This window comes from Kosakonia sp. SMBL-WEM22, assembly GCF_014490785.1.
Taxonomy (GTDB): domain Bacteria; phylum Pseudomonadota; class Gammaproteobacteria; order Enterobacterales; family Enterobacteriaceae; genus Kosakonia.
The window spans coordinates 2,670,229-2,688,303 of sequence record NZ_CP051488.1; the positions used below are offsets into that span (position 1 = coordinate 2,670,229).

The following is an 18,075-nucleotide window of genomic DNA, read 5'->3' on the forward strand; positions in this document are numbered from 1 at the left end:
ATCTGGTAGTGTGAGCGCTCATTCATCCCTTTCGGAACGTTTATGCTCACCACCCTCATTTACCGCAGCCATTTCCGCGACAATGTATCGTTTTCGATGCTTGAAGGTATGGTGGAAGCGGCCAATCAAAAAAACAGCAAGGCCAATGTAACAGGCATCCTGCTATTTAATGGCACTCACTTCTTCCAGCTGCTTGAAGGGCCGGAAGAGACGCTGGATCCGATTTACGATGCGATATGTAATGATGAGCGTCACTTTAACGTTGTGGAGCTGCTGCGAGACTACGCGCCGTCGCGACGCTTTGGTAAAGCCGGGATGGAACTGTTTGATCTGCGCGCTTATGACCGTGAAGAGGTGCTGCAAACCGTGCTGGATAAAGGCACCTCGAAATATCAGCTTATTTATGACGACCGCGCATTGCAGTTCTTTCAAACCTTTGTCGAAGAGGGAGAGAAAGAGAACTACTTTGAGATCCCGGCCGATGATGCGTGGGAATTTATTCCTGACGACAGCGCCATCACTTTGCCAGCATCCGTTGCTGCCAACAGCGCCGACTGCCGCTTTGCCTTCCAGCCGCTGATCGATCCTTTCGCCCGAAAAGTGGTGGCGGTCGAAGCGCTGCTACGTACCCCAACGGGCGATGCGCCACAGGCCTATTTTGCAGGTCTGAGCGGCGATGCTCTTTATAAGGCCGATCTTGAGAGTAAAAAAGTGGCGTTCGCGATGGCCACCGCACTTGATATCGGTGCGCAGACCCTTTCGGTCAACCTTCTGCCGATGACGCTGGTTGAAGTGCCCGGTGCGGTCGAGTTTATCCTGCGTGAGATTGCGGCGAATGGACTGGTGCCGGAGCAGATCATTGTAGAATTTACCGAGAGTGAAATCATTTCGCGCCTTGAAGAGTTCACTGAAGCGGTGAAATTACTGAAAGGAGCCGGTATTCGCGTAGCGATCGACCACTTTGGTGCCGGCTTCGCTGGCCTGCTGCTGCTGGCGCAGTTCCAGCCGGATCGCATCAAAATCAACCGCGATCTGATTAAAGATGTGCATAAGAGTGGCTCACGTCAGGCGATTGTGCAGGCGATCATCAAATGTTGTACATCTCTTGAAATTCAGATCTCCGCCGTGGGCGTAGAGAAGGCGGAAGAGTGGATGTGGCTCGAATCGGCAGGTATCTCCCAGTTCCAGGGCTACCTCTTCGCACGACCGGACATGAACGGTGTTCCAGCTGTCTGCTGGCCAGAAAAACAGGACGATGCTTAATCGCTCCTTAAGTAAAGCTGTACAAAGTGCTTGTACAGCCTGCAAGGCTTAACTAGGCTTTGCGGGTGTATATCGGGGTTACGAGGAAGTCATGGCGTTTTACAGTATTGGCGAAGTTGCTGAACGATGCGGAATTAACCCCGTCACACTTCGCGCATGGCAACGTCGTTACGGTTTGCTAAAGCCCCAGCGCAGCGAGGGCGGACATCGTCAGTTTGATGAGTCGGATATCCTGCGTATCGAGGCCATTAAACGCTTTATCGAAAGCGGTGTTTCGGTCAGCAAAGTAAAAGCGCTGCTGGATGAGGCACCCGCCGCCGATGAGCAGGGCTGGGCGAAAGTGCAGGAAGATCTGCTGGCCACGCTGCGCCAGATCAACCCGGCAAGGCTGCGCGCCCTGGTGCTTGAGCTGGGAAGTAAATTCAGCGTCGATCAAATTATCGATGACGTCATAATGCCCGTACGCCTGCTGCTGGCGCGCGATCAAAACACCGCGCGGGTGATCTTAAGCCTGCTTGACGGCGTGCTGATTGACTTTGCCGTCACCCATCTGGCGCTTAATCGCCAACAGGGGAGCAAAGAGGGGCTATTTATCGCCTGGAACAATGACGATCGCACCCGCCTGTGGCTGGAAGCCTGGCGGTTGTCACAGCAGGGCTGGTGCCTGGATGTACTGGCCGATCCGCTCGACTCCCCGCACCCGGAGTTCTTTCCTGGAAAGCAGCTGGTAGTCTGGACGGGGAAAGCCCTGACCCAGCGTCAGTCGCAGCAGTTCATCCACTGGCAGGAGCAGGGCTTCGCCCTCACCTTTCATGGCCCCCAATAAACCGCAGCCTTACGGCTGCCAGGTTTGTTGATTCCCGGACATCTTTTTATCTAAGTAAAACGCGGCGCTGATCAGCGCCAGATGCGTCAACGCCTGCGGGAAGTTGCCGAGCGGGAAGCCGCGCTCATCAAACTCCTCGGCATACAGCCCAAGGTGGTTGGCGTAGTGCAGTAGCTTCTCAAATTCAATGCGTGCCTCTTCGACGAAATCCGCCCGCGCCAGGCACTCGACGTACCAGAAGGAGCATGGCGCAAAATAGCCCTCCTCCCCCTGCAACGAATCCGCCGGTGTCTCCTCCTGCAAATAACGCCGCACCATGCCGTCGCGCATGAGCTTCGTACGGATCGCCTCGAGCGTTGCCAGCCAGTCAGGATCTTTTGCGCCGATAAAGCGAAACAGCGGCATCAGCAGCATCGAGCCATCGACATCGCTGCCGTTGCGTGTTGAGGTGAAGTGGCCCAGCTTCTCATTCCAGAAGTTGTGCCAGATATCGTCGCGGATCTTCTGCCGCGTCGCCTCCCAGCGGGCAAACGGCATTGAGAGCGAACGCTTGGCACCGAGGCGCAGAGCACGGTCAAGCGCTACCCAGCACATCAGGCGCGAGTAGAGAAAGTTCTCCGGCTCGCCACGCATCTCCCAGATCCCGGCATCCGGGGAATCCCAGATTTCGCAGACATAATCCACCAGCCGCATCACATGCCCCCACGCGCGGTGAGAGATGTTGTCGCCATATTTCGTCGTCAGATAGACGGCGTCCATCAATTCGCCATAGATATCGAGTTGTAGCTGCTTATAGGCTTCATTACCTTTGCGCACCGGCCTGGAGTTGAGATAGCCGGCGAGGTGCGGCAGCTCCTCCTCGGTGAGATCCGTTCCGCTGTCGAGGCGGTACATCACCTGCAGTTTTTTCGGGTCGAACTTACTGTTCTCCATACAGCTGCCGATCCACGCGCCGAAGGCTTTTGCCTCTTCGACGTAGCCTAAGCGAATTAACGCATAGCAGCTGAAAGAGGCGTCGCGCAGCCAGGTGGCGCGGTAATCCCAGTTGCGCTCGCCGCCGGGCAGCTCCGGCAGGCCAAAGGTTGCCGCCGCGGCAATGGAGCCGTAGCGCTGGGAGGTGAGCAGCTTCAGCACCAGCGAAGAGCGCGTTACCGCCTCTCGCCAGCGGCCGCTGTACTTGCTCTGCCCGACCCAGTTTTGCCAGTAGGCGAGCGTGCGCTGGCGCATAGCCGCCACCTGTTTTAGCGTCGCATGCTTCACTTTGCTGTCACCGAGCACAAAGGTCGCCGTTTCGCCCGCTTTAAGGCTGAACGCCCCTTCGACCAGCCCTTTTTTCACCTGCAACGTTTCCGATGAAGCCAGCGTCAGCGCCGCCCCCTTCTTTCCCTTAAAGTGATAGGCCCGTTTATCCTCTTTCACCTCCGGCACGTCAGTGGCGTAGTTAAAGCGCGGCGAGCAGTGCAGCTTGATTGTCGCCTCGCCGTAAATCAGCGTGATTTGCCGCACAATCAGCGGGCTGGCTTCATCATCCTCGTTAATGGCGATAAAGTCCGTCAGCTCCACCATCGTCTCATCCGAGAGCCAGCGGGTTTGCAGCACATTGGTATCCGGCAGATAGTGCTGAATGGCGCGCCAGCCCTCCCCCAGCGGCGCAACGGCGAAGTAGCCGCCCCGTTTGGCGTCGAGCAGCGAGCTAAAAATGGCGGGGCTGTCGAGATTGGGCCAGCAGAGAAAATCAATCGCCCCTTCAACGGTCACCAGCGCGCAGGTCCGCAGGTTGCCGATAATGCCGTGCTTATCAATCACGGCGGTGGTCTGAGTGTCGGTTTTCATTCGGATCCTTATGCGTGCGGTTACGCTTTAAGCGTAGGTGACACATAGGGTTCCCGCATCTGTGCCAGGCTTAACAGGAACTCATTTCACTGACGCGGAGAAACGCATGACGCAATACGCCTCACTTCCCGATGATCAAATGCAACTGATCGACCGCTACTGGCGCGCGGCCAACTACCTCTCTGTCGGGCAGATCTACCTGATGGATAACCCGCTGCTGCGCGAGCCGCTCAAGCCTGAACACATTAAACCGCGCCTGCTTGGACACTGGGGCACCACGCCCGGGCTGAACTTTATCTATGCCCATCTCAACCGGGCGATCCGCCAGCACGACCTCAATATGATCTACATCTGCGGCCCCGGGCACGGCGGGCCAGGCATGGTGGCGAACACCTGGCTTGAGGGAAGTTACAGCGAGATCTACCCGCAGGTGAGCCAGGATGCCCAGGGGATGAAAGCTCTCTTCCGCCAGTTCTCGTTTCCGGGCGGCATTCCAAGCCACGCCGCCCCGGAAACGCCGGGGTCAATTAACGAAGGGGGTGAGCTGGGTTACTCCCTCTCCCACGCCTTTGGCGCGGTGTTTGATAACCCGTCGTTGATTGCCGCCTGCGTGATTGGCGACGGCGAAGCGGAGACCGGCCCGCTGGCGTCGAGCTGGTTCGGTATTAAATTCCTCAACGCCGCGCGCGATGGCGCGGTGCTGCCGATCCTCCATCTCAACGGCTATAAAATCGCTAACCCGACCATTCTCGGGCGCAGCAGCGATGAGGATCTGCTGCATCTGTTTCGCGGCTACGGCTACGAGCCGCTGATTGTCAGCGGTCATGAGCCGGAAAAGATGCATCGCCAGATGGCGCAGACGCTGGAGCAGGCGCTGGAGCGTATTCGCCACTATCAGCAGCAGGCGCGCAGCGGTGAAGCCGCCGAAACGTTACCGCGCTGGCCGATGATTATTCTGCGTAGCCCGAAAGGGTGGACCGGGCCGCAGACGGTGGATGGCAAAAAAGTGGAGGACTTCTGGCGCGCACACCAGGTGCCGGTCTCCTCCTGCCGGGAAGATGAGGGTCACCGGCAGATCCTTGAGGAGTGGATGCGCAGCTATCAGCCTGATGATCTGTTTGACGAGCAGGGACGGCTTCGCCCGGAGCTGGCCGCGCTGGCACCCGAGGGCGATAAACGCATGGGCGCCACCCCGTGGGCCAACGGCGGCCGTCTGCGTCGCGAGCTGAATACGCCCTCAATTAGCGATTACGCGGTTGAGGTCACGTCGCCTGGCGAAACGCAGGCGGAATCGACCGCCGCGCTCGGTGCCTACCTGGCGGGGATCTTCCAGCGCAACCGGGATAATTTCCGCCTGTTTGGCCCGGATGAGACCGCCTCAAATCGCCTGAGCAAAGTGTTCGATGTCACCAGCCGCACCTGGCAGGAGCCGGTTAAACCCTACGATGAGCAACTGGCTGCCGATGGGCGGGTAATGGAGATCCTTAGCGAACATCAGTGCCAGGGCTGGCTTGAGGGCTATCTCCTCACCGGGCGTCACGGCCTGTTTAACTGTTATGAAGCCTTTATCCATATTGTCGATTCGATGTTTAACCAGCACGCCAAGTGGCTGAAGGTGACGCGCAAATTGCCGTGGCGTGAACCGATCTCATCCCTTAACTACCTGCTCTCATCTCACGTCTGGCGCCAGGATCACAACGGTTACAGCCATCAGGATCCCGGCTTTATTGACCACGTGGTGAATAAGAAGGCCGATATTGTGCGCGTCTATCTGCCGCCCGATGCTAACACCCTGCTCTGTGTGGCGGATCACTGCCTGAAAACCTGGGACCGCATTAACGTGATTGTTGCTGGCAAGCAGCCTGCGCCGCAGTGGCTCAACCTTGAAGCGGCGCAGCAACATTGTGCGGCGGGCATGGGGATCTGGCACTGGGCAGGCACGGTGACCGAGGGTGAAGAACCGGATGTGGTGATGGCCTGTGCCGGTGATGTGCCAACGATGGAGACGCTGGCGGCGGTCGATCTGCTGCGCGACTACTTCCCGGAACTGCGCATCCAGGTGGTGAACGTTGTCGATTTGATGGCACTGCAAACGGAAGAGCAGCATCCGCACGGCCTGAGCGACGAGGCGTTTGACGCCATCTTCACGGCGGATAAACCGGTGATTTTCGCCTTCCACGGCTACCCGAGCCTGATCCATCGCCTCACCTACCCGCGCAATAACCACCGCAACTTCCATGTGCGCGGGTTTATGGAGGAAGGCACCACCACCACTCCCTTCGATATGACGGTGATGAATGAGCTGGACCGCTTCCATCTGGCGCAGGAGGCGATTGTCCGCACGCCCTCCCTGCAAGGCAAAGCCGATGCGGTGCTGGATGAGCTGGCGGAGAAGATTGCCGAGCATCACCGCTACGTGCGTGAACACGGCGAAGATCTCCCCGAAGTGCGCGGCTGGAAATGGCCCTCCGCACAGGGCGACGGCGGCGCACCCGAGTAAGGTAGCAGCTGAAACCTCGTAGGCCGGATAAGCGTTTACGCGCCATCCGGCGATGGTGTTGCATATGGCTTTGGTGGCATTGTTCCGTTCACCAGGCGTTCAGGAGTTTCATTAACCCCTTATGCGGTGAACGGGACAAGGGAAGCGGCCGCGCTCCCCTTATCGATCCCCGCGGCCCCGCGAGGAAATCGGTGCTGCGCACTGCGCTCACCTCCCGCATGCCTGACTGCGGCCGGCTCGACTCGACTTACTCGCCCCTACGGGACTCGGTTTACTCGTCCCATCCATGGGACTCGCCCCTTCGGGGCCAGCGCAAGCGCTGTTCAAAATTGCTCCCGGCAATTTTGTCATGTCTCGGTTCGCCTCTGTCCGCCATCCATGGCGTCCAGACCTTGTCATTCACGCTTCGGTTCGCCGATTTCAGCGGGGACACAACCCCTCGCTGTCATATTGCGGATATAAAGCAGTACCGGTTTCGCTGAAAGCGCTTTTTTGTAGGCCGGATAAGGCGTAGCCGCCATCCGGCAGTGGTGTGGTAGTGATAATGCCGGATGGGCGTAAACGCTTATCCGGCCTACGCCCCCGCCAGTAAGGCACTTTAGCCAGCATCACTCTCCAGCCGCTGCCGGTGCCGCAATCCTGGAAACCAGCGCATCCACAGCGCAACCACAATCAGCGTCCCAACCCCGCCAATCGCCGCGGCGGGCACCGCGCCCAGCCATGCGGCGAGCATCCCGGACTCAAACTCCCCAAGCTGATTGGAGGTGTTGATAAATATCGAGTTCACCGCATTCACCCGGCCGCGCATCTCATCCGGCGTATCGAGCTGCACCAGCGAGCCACGGATCACCATACTGATCATGTCAAACCCGCCCAGCGCAAAGAGCGCCAGCAGCGAGAGCCACATCCAGCTTGAGAAGGCAAAGACCAGCGTTGCCACGCCAAAGCCTGCCACCGACATAAACACAATGATGCCGACACGGCGCGTCAGCGCACGGTGGCTCAACCAGAAGCCCACCAGCAACGCGCCCACTGCCGGTGCGCTGCGCAGAAGCCCCAGCCCAAGCGGGCCGGTATGCAGAACATCGTGGGCGAAAATCGGCAGCAGCGCCGTCGCGCCGCCGAGCAGCACGGCAAAGAGATCGAGGGAGATCACCCCCAGCACATCCGGCCGGTTACGGATAAAGCGCACCCCGGCAAAGAGTGATGAGAGCGTGGCGGGTGTGCGTTTTGGCTGCGCCTGCGCGTAGCTCAGGGTGATCACCAGTAGCAGCGAGAGCAGATAGAGCGCCGCCGTGACGCTGTAGACCACGTCTGCGCCCGCAGCGTAGAGGAAGCCACCCAGCGCCGGGCCAACAATCTGCGCCGCCTGGCCGGAGACCGCATTCGCCGCCGTCGCGCGCGGCAGAATCGAGGCCGGAACCAATGCCGGTAGCATCGAGATCATCGACGGCGACTCGACGGTTTTCGCGCAGGAGATAACAAAAATCAGCGCGAGGATGACGCCGACGCTGGCATCCCCCTGCCAGGTAAGCCAGGCGAGCGCGACAATCGCCACCCACTCGCACACCTGCGACAGCAGCACCACGCGGCGGCGGTCAAACTGGTCGGCGATATGCCCGGCGGGCAGCGCCAGCGTCAGCGAGGGAATAAACTGCACCAGGCCAATCATCCCCAGCCAGAAGGCGCTCTGCGTCTGGGAGTAGATCTGCCAGCCGACAATAATCGACAACATCTGAAAGCCAAAACTGGAGCTGGTGCGGGCCAGCCAGAAGGCGACAAAAGATCGGTGCTGCAATAAACGGCCATCGCTGGCGGATAACAGGGGTGCCATAACATCTCTCTATGGGTAGTAATTAATGTCCAGCCGAGGGCGCACCGGGCGCGCCGCTGCGCACAAACGGCGGGCGGGCAAACCAGATAACAATCATCAATGCTAAAAAGAGCCAGCCCAGCAGCCAGAAGTAGTCAATGGTCGAGAGCATATAGGCCTGCTGCTCGAGGGTTTTATCCACCGCCGCCAGCTGCTGCTGCGTCGCGCCGCCCATTTTGTGCAGATAATCCGTCGCTGCCGGGTTCCACTGCGAGACGCTTTCGCTGAGGGTAGCGTGGTGGTAAATCTCCCGCCGCGACCAGATCCAGGTCGTGAGCGAGGAGGCAAACGAGCCACCCAGCACGCGGAAAAAGGTTGCCAGGCCAGAGCCTTCCGCCACCGCCTGGCCGTGCAGGTTGGAGAGCACAATGGTGGTGATGGGCATAAAGAAGAAGGCAACGCCAATGCCCATAAACATCTGCACTTCGGCAATGGTGCGGAAATCGACCTCGGTATTGAACTGCGCGCGCAGCAGGCAGGAAGCACCCATGGTGAGAAACGACAGCGTTGCCAGGATACGCAGGTCAACTTTGTGGGCGTAACGCCCAATAAACGGCGTCAGCAGCAGCGGCAGAAAACCCATCGGCGCGGCTGCCAGCCCGGCCCAGATGGCGGTGTAGCCCATCTGGGTTTGTAGCCACTGCGGCAAAATAATGTTGATAGCAAAAAAGGCCGCATAGCCGAGGGTCAGCGTCGCGGTGCCGATGGCGAAGTTGCGATCCTTAAACAGCCGCAGGTTAACAATCGGATGCTGTTCGCCCAGCTCCCAGATCACAAACGACACCAGCGCAATCGCCGAGAGCACCGACATGACGATAATTTCATTCGATGCGAACCAGTCAAGATCGTTGCCCTTATCCAGCACCACCTGTAGCAGGCCGACCCCGAGCACCAGCAGCGCAATACCGATGTAATCGATCGGCGAGGTGGTGGTGGTCTCTTCCCGCTCGCGCAGCTGCATCCAGACGACGATCGCTGCGAAGATCCCTATCGGCACGTTGATGTAGAAGATCCACGGCCAGGCGTAGTTATCAGTGATCCAGCCGCCGGTGATCGGCCCGACAATCGGTGCCACCACCGTCACCATCGAGAGCAGCGCCAGCGCCATGCTGCGTTTGCTGGTGGGGAAAATCACCAGCAGCAGCGTCTGGCACATCGGAAACATCGGGCCGGCGAAGAAGCCCTGCAGCGCGCGAAAGACGATCAGCTCCGTCATGCTGTGAGCAAAACCGCACAGAAAGGAGGAGAGCGTAAAGAGCGCCACCGAGCCGACAAACAGCCGCAGCTGCCCGAAGCGGCGCGTAAACCAGCCGGTGAGCGGCAGCGCAATGGCGTTACACACCGCAAACGAGGTGATGACCCAGGTGCCCTGATCGGCGCTGACGCCGAGATTGCCCGCAATGGTCGGCAGCGCCACGTTGGCGATGGTGGTATCCAGCACCTGCATAAAGGTCGCCAGCGACAGCGCAATCGTCGCCAGCAGCAGACTGGGCGGCGTAAATGCCGATTTATCTTGCATCGCGTCTCTCTTAGCGGGCGGCTACCGGCTGAGCGTTATCATGAAGGATCTTCGCCACCAGCGCGTCGGCCTTATCCAGCGCGTTCTGGTAGACATCTGTTGCGAAACGCGGCTGCGCGACGCTCTGCTGCGGCAGCAGGTGCCCTTCGGTATCGCGAATATCGACGCGGGCGGCCATCGACAAACCGACACGCAGCGGATGCTTCTGCATATCATGGGGGTCGAGGGTAATGCGCACCGGCAGACGCTGGACAATCTTGATCCAGTTACCGCTGGCGTTCTGCGCGGGCAGCAGGGAGAAAGCGCTGCCAGTACCAATACCGAGGCTCGCAATCGTGCCGTGATACTCCACGTCATCGCCATAGAGATCGGCAGTCAACGTCACTTTCTGACCAAGGCGCATGGTGCTCATCTGGCTCTCTTTGAAGTTGGCATCCACCCAGACCTGATCGAGCGGCACAATCGACAGCAGCGTGGTGCCGGAATCGACGCGCATACCAAGCTGCACCGCGCGCTTCGCCACATAGCCGCTGACCGGCGCCACAATCGTGCTGCGGGCGTTATCGAGAAAGCGCTGACGCAGGGTGGCGATAGCACTTTTGATCTCCGGGTGAGAGTCGATTACGGTGTCATCAACCATCGCCAGATTGGTGTTGAGCGCCTGCTGCGCGGCAATCAGGTCACTTTTCGCACTAGTGACGTTGTCACGATAATGAGCCAAATCCTCAGCGGTGACCGCACCGGTGGCGAAAATCTTCTGCCGACGCGCGTAGTCACTCTGCGCCGTTTGTAGCGCCACTTTTTTCGCCGCCACCTGCGCACGGTAGTTATCCGCAGTGCTGTAAAGCCCACGCACCTGGCGCACGGTGCTGGCAAGGTTAGCCTGCGCCTGTTGCAGCGCAATCTCGGTATCGGCCGGGTCGAGCAGCACCAGCGGCTGCCCTTTTTGTACAAAGTCGCCCTCATCGACGGCGACCTGGGTAACGGTGCCGCCAATTTGCGGCGTCAGCGTCACCTGGTTGGCGCTGACATAGGCGTCATCAGTGGTTTCGTAGTAGCGGGCATAGAGCAGATACCACGCCAGGCAGCCAGCGGCGATAATCACCAGCAGCACAAACAGAATGGCGAAGTTGCGCTTACGTTTGCTCGGCGCGCGTGCAGGCTGGATAGATGAATCGGTCATCTTAATCACCTTTCAGGAGAACTTAGCGATAGGGTTGGGTTGCGCCGTCAGGCAGCATTTTGATCAGCAGCGTCACCAGCTGTTGCGTTTCCGCCTCGCTGAGGCGCTCGGTGAGTGAGGCGAGGATGGACGCCAGCGCCTCATTCTGGAAGCGATCGCAGATTCCCCGCCCCTTCTCTGTAAGTACCAGGATCACCTGCCGTTTATCGTCAGGATTGGTGGTGCGCAACACCAGATCGCGCTTTACCATGCGCTCAAGCATGCGGCTCATGGCACCTGCATCCATCAGCAGATTTTTGCTTACCTCAACCGGGCTGGTAAAGCCCTTATAGATGCTAATCAGCACTTTAAACTGTGCGGCGGTAATATCCGCCGGTGAGAAGTAGTGGCTAATAAGCTGGTCTTTAAACTGGTTTGTCAGATGGATCAGCAAGCCGAGGTGCAGGTTTGGGTTAGTGTTATCCGCAGAGTTTGTCATGATATTTGCCTGATCAATAATTACAAATGAAATTACTGACCAGGCAGATAAGTGTCAATGAATTGTCAAGGTAAGCGCACGTTTTGTCAGTTTCCAATAGCCCCCCTTCTGCCGGATGGCGGCTTACGCCTTATCCGGCCTACAAAACCGCTCCGACCTCGTAGGCCGGATAAGCGGTACGCGCCATCCGGCAATGTTTCCAGCGACACCGGTTTTTTTATCTGTGATATGACAGTGATGGGGGTTGTGTCCCCGCTGAAATCGGCGAACCGAAGCGGGAATGACAAGGTCTGGACGCCACGGATGGCGGGCAGAGGCGAACCGAGACATGACAAAATTGCCGGGAGCAATTTTGAACAGCGCTTGCGCTGGCCCCGAAGGGGCGAGTCCCATGGATGGGGCGAGTAAGTCGAGCCGGCCGCAGTCAGGCTCGCGGGAGGTGAGCGCAGTGCGGAGCACCGATTTCCTCGCGGGGCCGCGGGGATTGACAAGGGGAGCGCGGTCGCTCCCTTTGTCCCGTTCACCGCACAGATGATTTATGAAGAGCCCGTTCCCGTGGTGAACGGAACCCTTCCACCAATGCCACATACCAGGCCCATTGCCGGATGGCGGCTTATGCCTTATGCGACCTGGAAAAGCTGATGCGCTTAATCCCATTGCTTCACTATATGAAGCACTTTTCCCGCGCAATTTTTGATAAGCCTCACGCAACGCAACACACCACTCGCCTGCCCGCCTGCGATCCCCAACACTCCCTGCACGATAACAACAACGCAGATACCCTACTCACTACGGGAGGCTCAATGGAGCACACCACCTCACAGCCCTACCACGGCGCAGAGCAGAAAGTGCCCGCCCGCCGCACCGCCAAAATCATGCTCTCGGCGGGCGTCGGGCACTTTATCGAATGGTTCGACTTCGGCCTTTACGGCACGCTGGCAGCGATCATCGCCAGCAACTTTTTTGTCAGCGACGACCCGGCGATCGGCCTGCTGAAATCCTTCGCCGTCTTCGGCTCCGGCTTCTTAATGCGCCCGCTCGGCGGCCTCTTCTTCGGCTCGATGGGCGACCGCCAGGGGCGGCGCAAAGTGCTGGTGACGGTGATTGTCATCACCTCCATCTCCACCTTTGTGATGGGCATCTTGCCCACCTTCCAGCAGGCGGGGATCATTGCGCCGATCCTGTTGGTGCTCACCCGCCTGGTGCAGGGCTTCGCCGCCGGGGGCGAAAGCTCCGGGGTGATTACCTACCTCGCCGAAAGCGCGCCGCCGCACCGCCGCGCGACGCTCACCTGCTGGAGCGAAAACTTCAGCTTTATGGCCTTTGTCTGCGGCTCCGGGCTGGTGCTGCTGCTCACCCATACCCTCGGCGAAGCAACGATGAACGACTGGGGCTGGCGCATCCCCTTCCTGCTTGCCGCCCCGCTTGGCCTCGGCGGGCTCTATATGCGCCGCAATATGGAAGACTCCGCCGAGTTCCATAAGCTAAAAGCCAGCGGCAAAATCGAAGCCTCGCCGCTGCGCAAAACCCTCTCCACCTCAATGACCGCCCTGCTGTTTTGCACCGGCTTTGTGGTGGTGAAAGCGGTAAGCAGTTGGGTGCTGCAATCGTTTATGCCGGGTTATCTCTCCACCCACCTGCACTACAGCCGCACGGACGCCTACCTCATCACGACCCTGGGGCTGTTGAGTGTGGCGGTCTGTATGCCACTGACCGGCTATCTCTCGGACCGCTGGGGCCGTCGCCCGCTAATGTTAATGGGCTGCGGTGGTTTCATTCTTTTCACCTGGCCGGCAATGCTGCTGATGAGCCAGGGGTCGGTGGGCGCCTCGATTGCCGCCATGAGCCTGCTCGGCTTCTTTGTCGCCATGTTTAACGGCGGCTGCGGCGCGGCGATGGTTGAGCTCTTCCCAACCGCCATCCGCTACGGCAGCATCGCGATTGCTTACAACCTCACCGTTGCGGTGTTTGGCGGCGTGACGCCGTTCGCCTCGGCGGGGCTTATTACCCTTACCGGCGACCCGCTCTCCCCGGCGTGGTACGTGATGGGCACTGCGCTTATCTCCTTTATTGTCGTGTGGATCGCCAAAGAGACCGCCGGCAAAGTTCTCGATTAACCTGACCTGGAGTTGTCATGAAGATCAGCCGTATCGACTGTTTTCCGCTCAAAATCACCACGCCGCAGGCCTATCTCGGCGGCGAGGTCAAGGCGAGCGACAGCGATTATTACTACCGCCCGGAGTACCGCTGCGTCTATTCGCGCAAGATGGAGACTTGTCTGGTCAAAATCACCACCGACAGCGGTCATGTCGGTTGGGGCGAAGCCCTCGCTCCCGTCGTGCCGCAAGTGATCGCCGAGTTAATTACGCACCTCTTTGCGCCGCTGTTAACCGGCCAGTCGCCCTTTGCCAGCCAGGTACTGAATGCGCGGATGTATGACGCGATGCGCGATCGCGGCCATATCACCGGGTATCACATCGACGCGCTGGCAGCGGTGGATATTGCCCTGTGGGATCTAAAAGGCCAGATCCTCAACCAGCCGGTTTACCAGCTGCTCGGCGGCGCATTCCGCGATCAGATCCCCTGCTATGTCTCCGGCCTGCCGGAGCCGGATCTCCCGGCGCGCTGTGCGCTGGCGTTGCGCTGGCAGCAGAAAGGCTTCAACGCCATCAAGCTGGCGCTGGGCTACGGCGTGCAGCAGGACATTGAGAATGTGCGCGCCATTCGTGACGCCCTCGGCCCGCAAGCTAGCCTCTTTCTTGATGCCCACTGGAACTACAGCGTGGCGCAGGCGGCTGAGCTGGCCAACGCGCTGCATCCCCTTGGCGTCGGTTTTCTTGAAGCGCCGCTGTTGCCGGAGGATATTGCCGGGCACCGCGAGCTGCGGGCGAAAAGCCCGCTGCCGATTGCGCTGGGCGAAACGGAGCGCACCCGCTACCAGTTCAAGCCCTTTATTGAACAGCGGGCGATGGACATTGTGCAGCCGGATGTCGGACGCACCGGCATTACCGAGCTGATGCATATCGCCTCCCTTGCGCAGACGTGGAATTTGCAGGTTGCGCCGCATCTGAGCGTCGGCCTCGGGCCGTGTATTGCCGCGTCGATCCACGTTGCCGCCGCGCTGCCCAATCTTTTCATGCTGGAGTATCAGCCACCGGTATTCGAGCTTGCCAACCAGTTGCTCGATACGCCGCTGGTGTGTGAAGCGGGTCACTACACGCTGCCGCAAGGTGCAGGTCTGGGAATTGCAGTCAATGAAGCGCGGGTGCGCGAATCGGTAATGGGGGTCACATGTTAAAGGGTAATGTGCCAATTCTGGCGACGGCGTTTGATGAGCAGGGTGCGGTGGACTTTGGCTCCATCGAGAAGTTAGTGAAATTTCTGCTGGCCCAGGGGATCGACGGGCTGGCGCTGTTTGGCAATGCGTCGGAAGGTTATGCGCTAACGACCGGGGAAAAAGAGGCGCTGTTTGCCTGTGTGAAACGTCTGACCGGCGCGTTGCCCCTTATTGCTGCCGCGGGCGGTGCCTCGGCGGTGGTGGCGATTGAAGATATTCAGCGCGTGCAGCGCTGGGGGGCGCAGGTGGCGATGGTCAACCCGCCATCGGTGGTGAAACCGGGCCCGCAGGAGATCTACACCTTCTGGCGCGATATCTGCTCTGCCTGCGATATCGACATCATGGTGCAGGATGCGCCGCTGATGACCGGGGTGAACATCCCAGTGCCGACGCTGGTGAAGCTGTGTGAGGATTTTCCCTCCATCAAATACATCAAGGTGGAGCAACCGCCGACCACGCTGAAAATCACGGCGCTTAAGCAGGCGCTCGGCGATCGCGTCGGGCTGTTCGGCGGGCTGAATGGCGGTTTTCTCTATGAGGAGCTGCGCCGGGGCATTGTCGGCACCATGCCCGCCTGTGAATTCCCGGAGGTGATTAACGCCATCCTGCACGCCTGGCAGCACGACAAGCAGGAGGCGCAGGCCATTTTCTATCGCTACCTCCCCTTCCTGCGCTACGGCGTGCAGCCGGGGCTGGGTGTCGCCATCCACAAAACCGTGCTGCACCAGGCGGGCATTTTCGCCACCGATGTGGTGCGTGAACCGGCGAAAGGGCTCGATGAAGCAACGCGCGACGAACTGCGCGATCTCATCCGTGCCCTGCCGCTGGCGGTGCTGGAGGCGAGCCGATGAACTACATCGCGGTGGACTGGGGCAGCAGCAATTTTCGCGCCCTCAGCGTGCGTAACGGCGAAGTATTTCGCAGCGTTGAGGCCGCCTGCGGCGTGGGTAAATGCGCGCGAGAGGCACTGCCGGATATTCTGCGCGAACAGCTGCTGCGCCTCGAAGAGGGGTGGGATGAGAGATTGCCCGTGCTGTTATGCGGCATGGTCGGCAGCAATATCGGCCTTGCCGATGCGGGCTATCTGGCGCTGCCGCTCAGTTTTGCCCAGCTGACGGCAAAAGGACGCCCGCTGCCGGGCATTCTGCCCAACCCCGTCACCCTGCGTCCCGGTATTTGTGACCGGCGAGTGATGGAGATCTGCCGCGGAGAGGAGATGCAGCTTGCCGGAGCGCTGACCCTGACCAGCAGCCAGACCTTCGCCGCCGTCGGCACCCACAGCAAATGGCTGACGGTTAACCGCGCGCAGCAGCAGGTGGAGAGCCTGCGCACCCTGATGACCGGCGAGCTGTGGAACCTGGTGCTCAACCACTCGATTGTCGGCAAAGGGCTGCCAGCGCAGTCGGCTTCAGACGAGGCGTTTCTGCGCGGCGTGCACACCACCCGGCAGATTGAGTCCGGCGAGACGACGCTGGTGAGCGAGCTGTTTCGCTGTCGCGGGCACTATATTCTCGGCGATCTTGACCCGGCCGCAGCGGGCGCATGGCTGTCGGGTTTACTTATCGCCCATGAGATCCTCCAGGGTCACCCGCGCCATGAGGCAGTCTGCTTTATTGGCAGCCGCGCGTTGCTGCCGCGCTATGCCCTCGCCTGCGAGGCGCTCGATCTCCCCTTCACCACTCTTGAGGCGGAGCAGGCGCTGATCGCCGGGCTGAATGAGGTATTCCGGGATGCAGCCTGAGCAGATTGTCGCCATCCTGCGCGGGATCGCGCCCACAGAGTGCATCGAACAGGTCGCCTGCCTGCGCGATCACGGCATCACCACCATTGAGATCACCACCAACTCGCCGCAGTGGCAGAGCAGCATTACGCGGGTAGCCTCGGTGTTTGGCGACGCCGTCACGCTTGGCGCAGGCACCGTGTTGACCGTGCCGCAGGTGGCCGCGTGCCGCGCGGCCGGGGCACAGTTTATCCTGACGCCAAACCTTGACGCGCGCGTGGTTGAGGCGGCACAGCAGCAGGGACTGCGTGTCTGCGCCGGGGTGTTTAGCAGCAGTGAAATTTTTCGCGCCTGCGAGCTTGAGGTGGATGTACTGAAGATCTTCCCCGCCTCGGCGCTGCCGCTGAACTTTCCGCAGATGATCAAAGGTCCGCTCTCGAAGACAGTGCCCTTCTCTGCCGTTGGCGGTGTCGATATCAGTAACGCGGCGGCTTATCTCGCCCACTACGACAGCGTGGGAATTGGCTCATCGCTCTATAAACCGGGGCAGACGGCGGCGGTGACCGCGCAGCGCTGCCAGCAGTTACTAAACAGGAGGGAGTGATTCACCGCTGATCTTGCGCGCGGCGGAGATGAGAAACTGGCGCAGGGTGTCGATATTGACTTTGTCACCCCCGATGTTGGAGAGCGCAATCGCTGCCTGCATGCCCGGAATGATGCAGGCCAGCCGGTAATCCCCTGGCGCCCACGCCTTGCCAAACACCTGGTGCTGGCGCGCCTGCTCAATATCCTGCTGTAAAAGATGGTAATCGTGGATGCCGATACGGTTGATGATCTCCTCATCGCTGAGGGTGGCGAGCAGCTTGATGCCAATCACCGAATCGCGCACCGGCCACGATTCATAATTGCCAATCGCGCGGGCGATACTTTTGCCGCCGCGCGTATGCAGCAGGTAGACCACCTGGTTGCCACTGAGCACACCAATCACAATCGATACGTTATGGCTGCCGGTCTCCTCCAGCATCTCCAGCGCGGCGGTATAAAAGGCGGAGTGATGAATGGCGCTGGCGGACAAGCGGTGGATACCCATGCCGAGGCGATATTTGCGCTTCGCATCCTGCTGTACCATCTCTAATGCCAGTAAGGTTTGCATCAGGCGCGTCACTTTCGCCGAGTCCAGCGCCAGCTCGCGGCCAATCTCACGAATACCAAACGCGCGATTGCCGGTCGCCAGTAGATTCAGACAGCGAAACGCGTCAAATACTGTACTGTTTAATTTCGTCATTCATATATTCTCTGCCGCTTCGCTTATTTGCGCTGCTCAAGCATAACCCGCTTTGAGATTGTTCTCAAACTCGACGTAATAAGGGTTTTTTCGCTACCTAATTTGACTAAAGAGTAGTTCCAGCTAGTTTTATTTGTGGGTGCGAAAAAACTTCGCTTAATAATGAGATCGGTTTTTAGATCATAGGGAAATTATTATTAGCTGATGACTTGCACATATTTAAATTAACGACTAAGCGAATCAATCCCGGTTCGTTAT

The 18,075-nt window shown here is 59.3% G+C and carries 14 protein-coding genes; 8 read left to right on the top strand and 6 right to left on the bottom strand.

The window, feature by feature from the left end:
* Positions 1 to 42 precede the first annotated feature (42 nt).
* Both HF650_RS12665 and HF650_RS12670 read left to right on the top strand, forming a co-directional pair.
* A complete protein-coding gene (locus HF650_RS12665) occupies positions 43 to 1,263 on the top strand; it encodes a diguanylate phosphodiesterase (RefSeq protein ID WP_187798980.1) in 1,221 nt (406 codons plus the stop codon).
* Between the two features lie 91 nt (positions 1,264 to 1,354).
* Positions 1,355 to 2,089: a MerR family transcriptional regulator gene (locus HF650_RS12670; protein WP_187798981.1), complete on the top strand. Its 735-nt coding sequence runs from the start codon at positions 1,355 to 1,357 to the stop codon at positions 2,087 to 2,089.
* Positions 2,090 to 2,098: 9 nt separating this feature from the next.
* On the opposite strand, the gene HF650_RS12675 is transcribed toward HF650_RS12670, so the two are convergent.
* Positions 2,099 to 3,922, bottom strand: coding sequence for a glycoside hydrolase family 15 protein (locus HF650_RS12675; protein ID WP_187798982.1), 1,824 nt, complete (start codon positions 3,920 to 3,922; stop codon positions 2,099 to 2,101).
* 106 nt (positions 3,923 to 4,028) lie between these two features.
* Here HF650_RS12675 and HF650_RS12680 point away from each other — a divergent pair, with 106 nt between their 5' ends.
* Positions 4,029 to 6,422, top strand: coding sequence for a phosphoketolase family protein (locus HF650_RS12680; RefSeq protein ID WP_187798983.1), 2,394 nt, complete (start codon positions 4,029 to 4,031; stop codon positions 6,420 to 6,422).
* Positions 6,423 to 7,020: 598 nt separating this feature from the next.
* Here the strand turns inward: HF650_RS12680 and HF650_RS12685 are convergent.
* Genes HF650_RS12685 through HF650_RS12700 form a run of 4 tightly spaced genes read right to left on the bottom strand, consistent with a single transcriptional unit; the run spans position 7,021 to position 11,475 of the window.
* A complete protein-coding gene (locus HF650_RS12685; protein ID WP_187798984.1) occupies positions 7,021 to 8,256 on the bottom strand; it encodes an MFS transporter in 1,236 nt (411 codons plus the stop codon).
* Between the two features lie 22 nt (positions 8,257 to 8,278).
* Positions 8,279 to 9,814 (bottom strand): DHA2 family efflux MFS transporter permease subunit, encoded by a 1,536-nt coding sequence (locus tag HF650_RS12690; protein WP_187798985.1) that lies wholly within the window; start codon positions 9,812 to 9,814, stop codon positions 8,279 to 8,281.
* A 10-nt stretch (positions 9,815 to 9,824) separates the two neighbouring features.
* Positions 9,825 to 10,997, bottom strand: a complete 1,173-nt coding sequence (locus tag HF650_RS12695; protein ID WP_187798986.1) for an efflux RND transporter periplasmic adaptor subunit — start codon at positions 10,995 to 10,997, stop codon at positions 9,825 to 9,827.
* Between the two features lie 22 nt (positions 10,998 to 11,019).
* A complete protein-coding gene (locus tag HF650_RS12700) occupies positions 11,020 to 11,475 on the bottom strand; it encodes a MarR family transcriptional regulator (RefSeq protein ID WP_187798987.1) in 456 nt (151 codons plus the stop codon).
* Between the two features lie 803 nt (positions 11,476 to 12,278).
* Here HF650_RS12700 and HF650_RS12705 point away from each other — a divergent pair.
* From HF650_RS12705 to HF650_RS12725, 5 genes are read left to right on the top strand one after another with little or no spacing between them, the layout of a single operon-like run.
* Positions 12,279 to 13,592, top strand: coding sequence for an MFS transporter (locus HF650_RS12705; protein WP_187802678.1), 1,314 nt, complete (start codon positions 12,279 to 12,281; stop codon positions 13,590 to 13,592).
* Between the two features lie 17 nt (positions 13,593 to 13,609).
* Positions 13,610 to 14,773, top strand: coding sequence for a mandelate racemase/muconate lactonizing enzyme family protein (locus tag HF650_RS12710; RefSeq protein WP_187798988.1), 1,164 nt, complete (start codon positions 13,610 to 13,612; stop codon positions 14,771 to 14,773).
* Positions 14,767 to 15,663, top strand: coding sequence for a dihydrodipicolinate synthase family protein (locus tag HF650_RS12715; protein ID WP_187798989.1), 897 nt, complete (start codon positions 14,767 to 14,769; stop codon positions 15,661 to 15,663). The genes HF650_RS12710 and HF650_RS12715 overlap by 7 nt, the downstream gene beginning before the upstream one ends.
* Positions 15,660 to 16,553, top strand: a complete 894-nt coding sequence (locus tag HF650_RS12720; protein WP_187798990.1) for a 2-dehydro-3-deoxygalactonokinase — start codon at positions 15,660 to 15,662, stop codon at positions 16,551 to 16,553. The genes HF650_RS12715 and HF650_RS12720 overlap by 4 nt, the downstream gene beginning before the upstream one ends.
* Complete coding sequence (locus tag HF650_RS12725) at positions 16,543 to 17,136, top strand: 2-dehydro-3-deoxyphosphogluconate aldolase (protein WP_223284151.1); 594 nt, start codon at positions 16,543 to 16,545, stop codon at positions 17,134 to 17,136. The genes HF650_RS12720 and HF650_RS12725 overlap by 11 nt, the downstream gene beginning before the upstream one ends.
* On the opposite strand, the gene HF650_RS12730 is transcribed toward HF650_RS12725, so the two are convergent.
* Positions 17,119 to 17,817: a helix-turn-helix domain-containing protein gene (locus HF650_RS12730; protein WP_094419701.1), complete on the bottom strand. Its 699-nt coding sequence runs from the start codon at positions 17,815 to 17,817 to the stop codon at positions 17,119 to 17,121. The two genes, HF650_RS12725 and HF650_RS12730, sit on opposite strands and share 18 nt — an antisense overlap.
* Positions 17,818 to 18,075: the final 258 nt, after the last annotated feature.

Coding starts and splice junctions, on each gene's coding strand:
- HF650_RS12710 (WP_187798988.1), top strand. CDS start 13,610: ATGAAGATCAGCCGTATCGACTGTTTTCCGCTCAAAATCACCACGCCG.
- HF650_RS12715 (WP_187798989.1), top strand. CDS start 14,767: ATGTTAAAGGGTAATGTGCCAATTCTGGCGACGGCGTTTGATGAGCAG.
- HF650_RS12730 (WP_094419701.1), bottom strand. CDS start 17,817: ATGACGAAATTAAACAGTACAGTATTTGACGCGTTTCGCTGTCTGAAT.
- HF650_RS12685 (WP_187798984.1), bottom strand. CDS start 8,256: ATGGCACCCCTGTTATCCGCCAGCGATGGCCGTTTATTGCAGCACCGA.
- HF650_RS12720 (WP_187798990.1), top strand. CDS start 15,660: ATGAACTACATCGCGGTGGACTGGGGCAGCAGCAATTTTCGCGCCCTC.
- HF650_RS12700 (WP_187798987.1), bottom strand. CDS start 11,475: ATGACAAACTCTGCGGATAACACTAACCCAAACCTGCACCTCGGCTTG.
- HF650_RS12670 (WP_187798981.1), top strand. CDS start 1,355: ATGGCGTTTTACAGTATTGGCGAAGTTGCTGAACGATGCGGAATTAAC.
- HF650_RS12665 (WP_187798980.1), top strand. CDS start 43: ATGCTCACCACCCTCATTTACCGCAGCCATTTCCGCGACAATGTATCG.
- HF650_RS12675 (WP_187798982.1), bottom strand. CDS start 3,922: ATGAAAACCGACACTCAGACCACCGCCGTGATTGATAAGCACGGCATT.
- HF650_RS12725 (WP_223284151.1), top strand. CDS start 16,543: ATGCAGCCTGAGCAGATTGTCGCCATCCTGCGCGGGATCGCGCCCACA.
- HF650_RS12695 (WP_187798986.1), bottom strand. CDS start 10,997: ATGACCGATTCATCTATCCAGCCTGCACGCGCGCCGAGCAAACGTAAG.
- HF650_RS12690 (WP_187798985.1), bottom strand. CDS start 9,814: ATGCAAGATAAATCGGCATTTACGCCGCCCAGTCTGCTGCTGGCGACG.
- HF650_RS12680 (WP_187798983.1), top strand. CDS start 4,029: ATGACGCAATACGCCTCACTTCCCGATGATCAAATGCAACTGATCGAC.
- HF650_RS12705 (WP_187802678.1), top strand. CDS start 12,279: ATGGAGCACACCACCTCACAGCCCTACCACGGCGCAGAGCAGAAAGTG.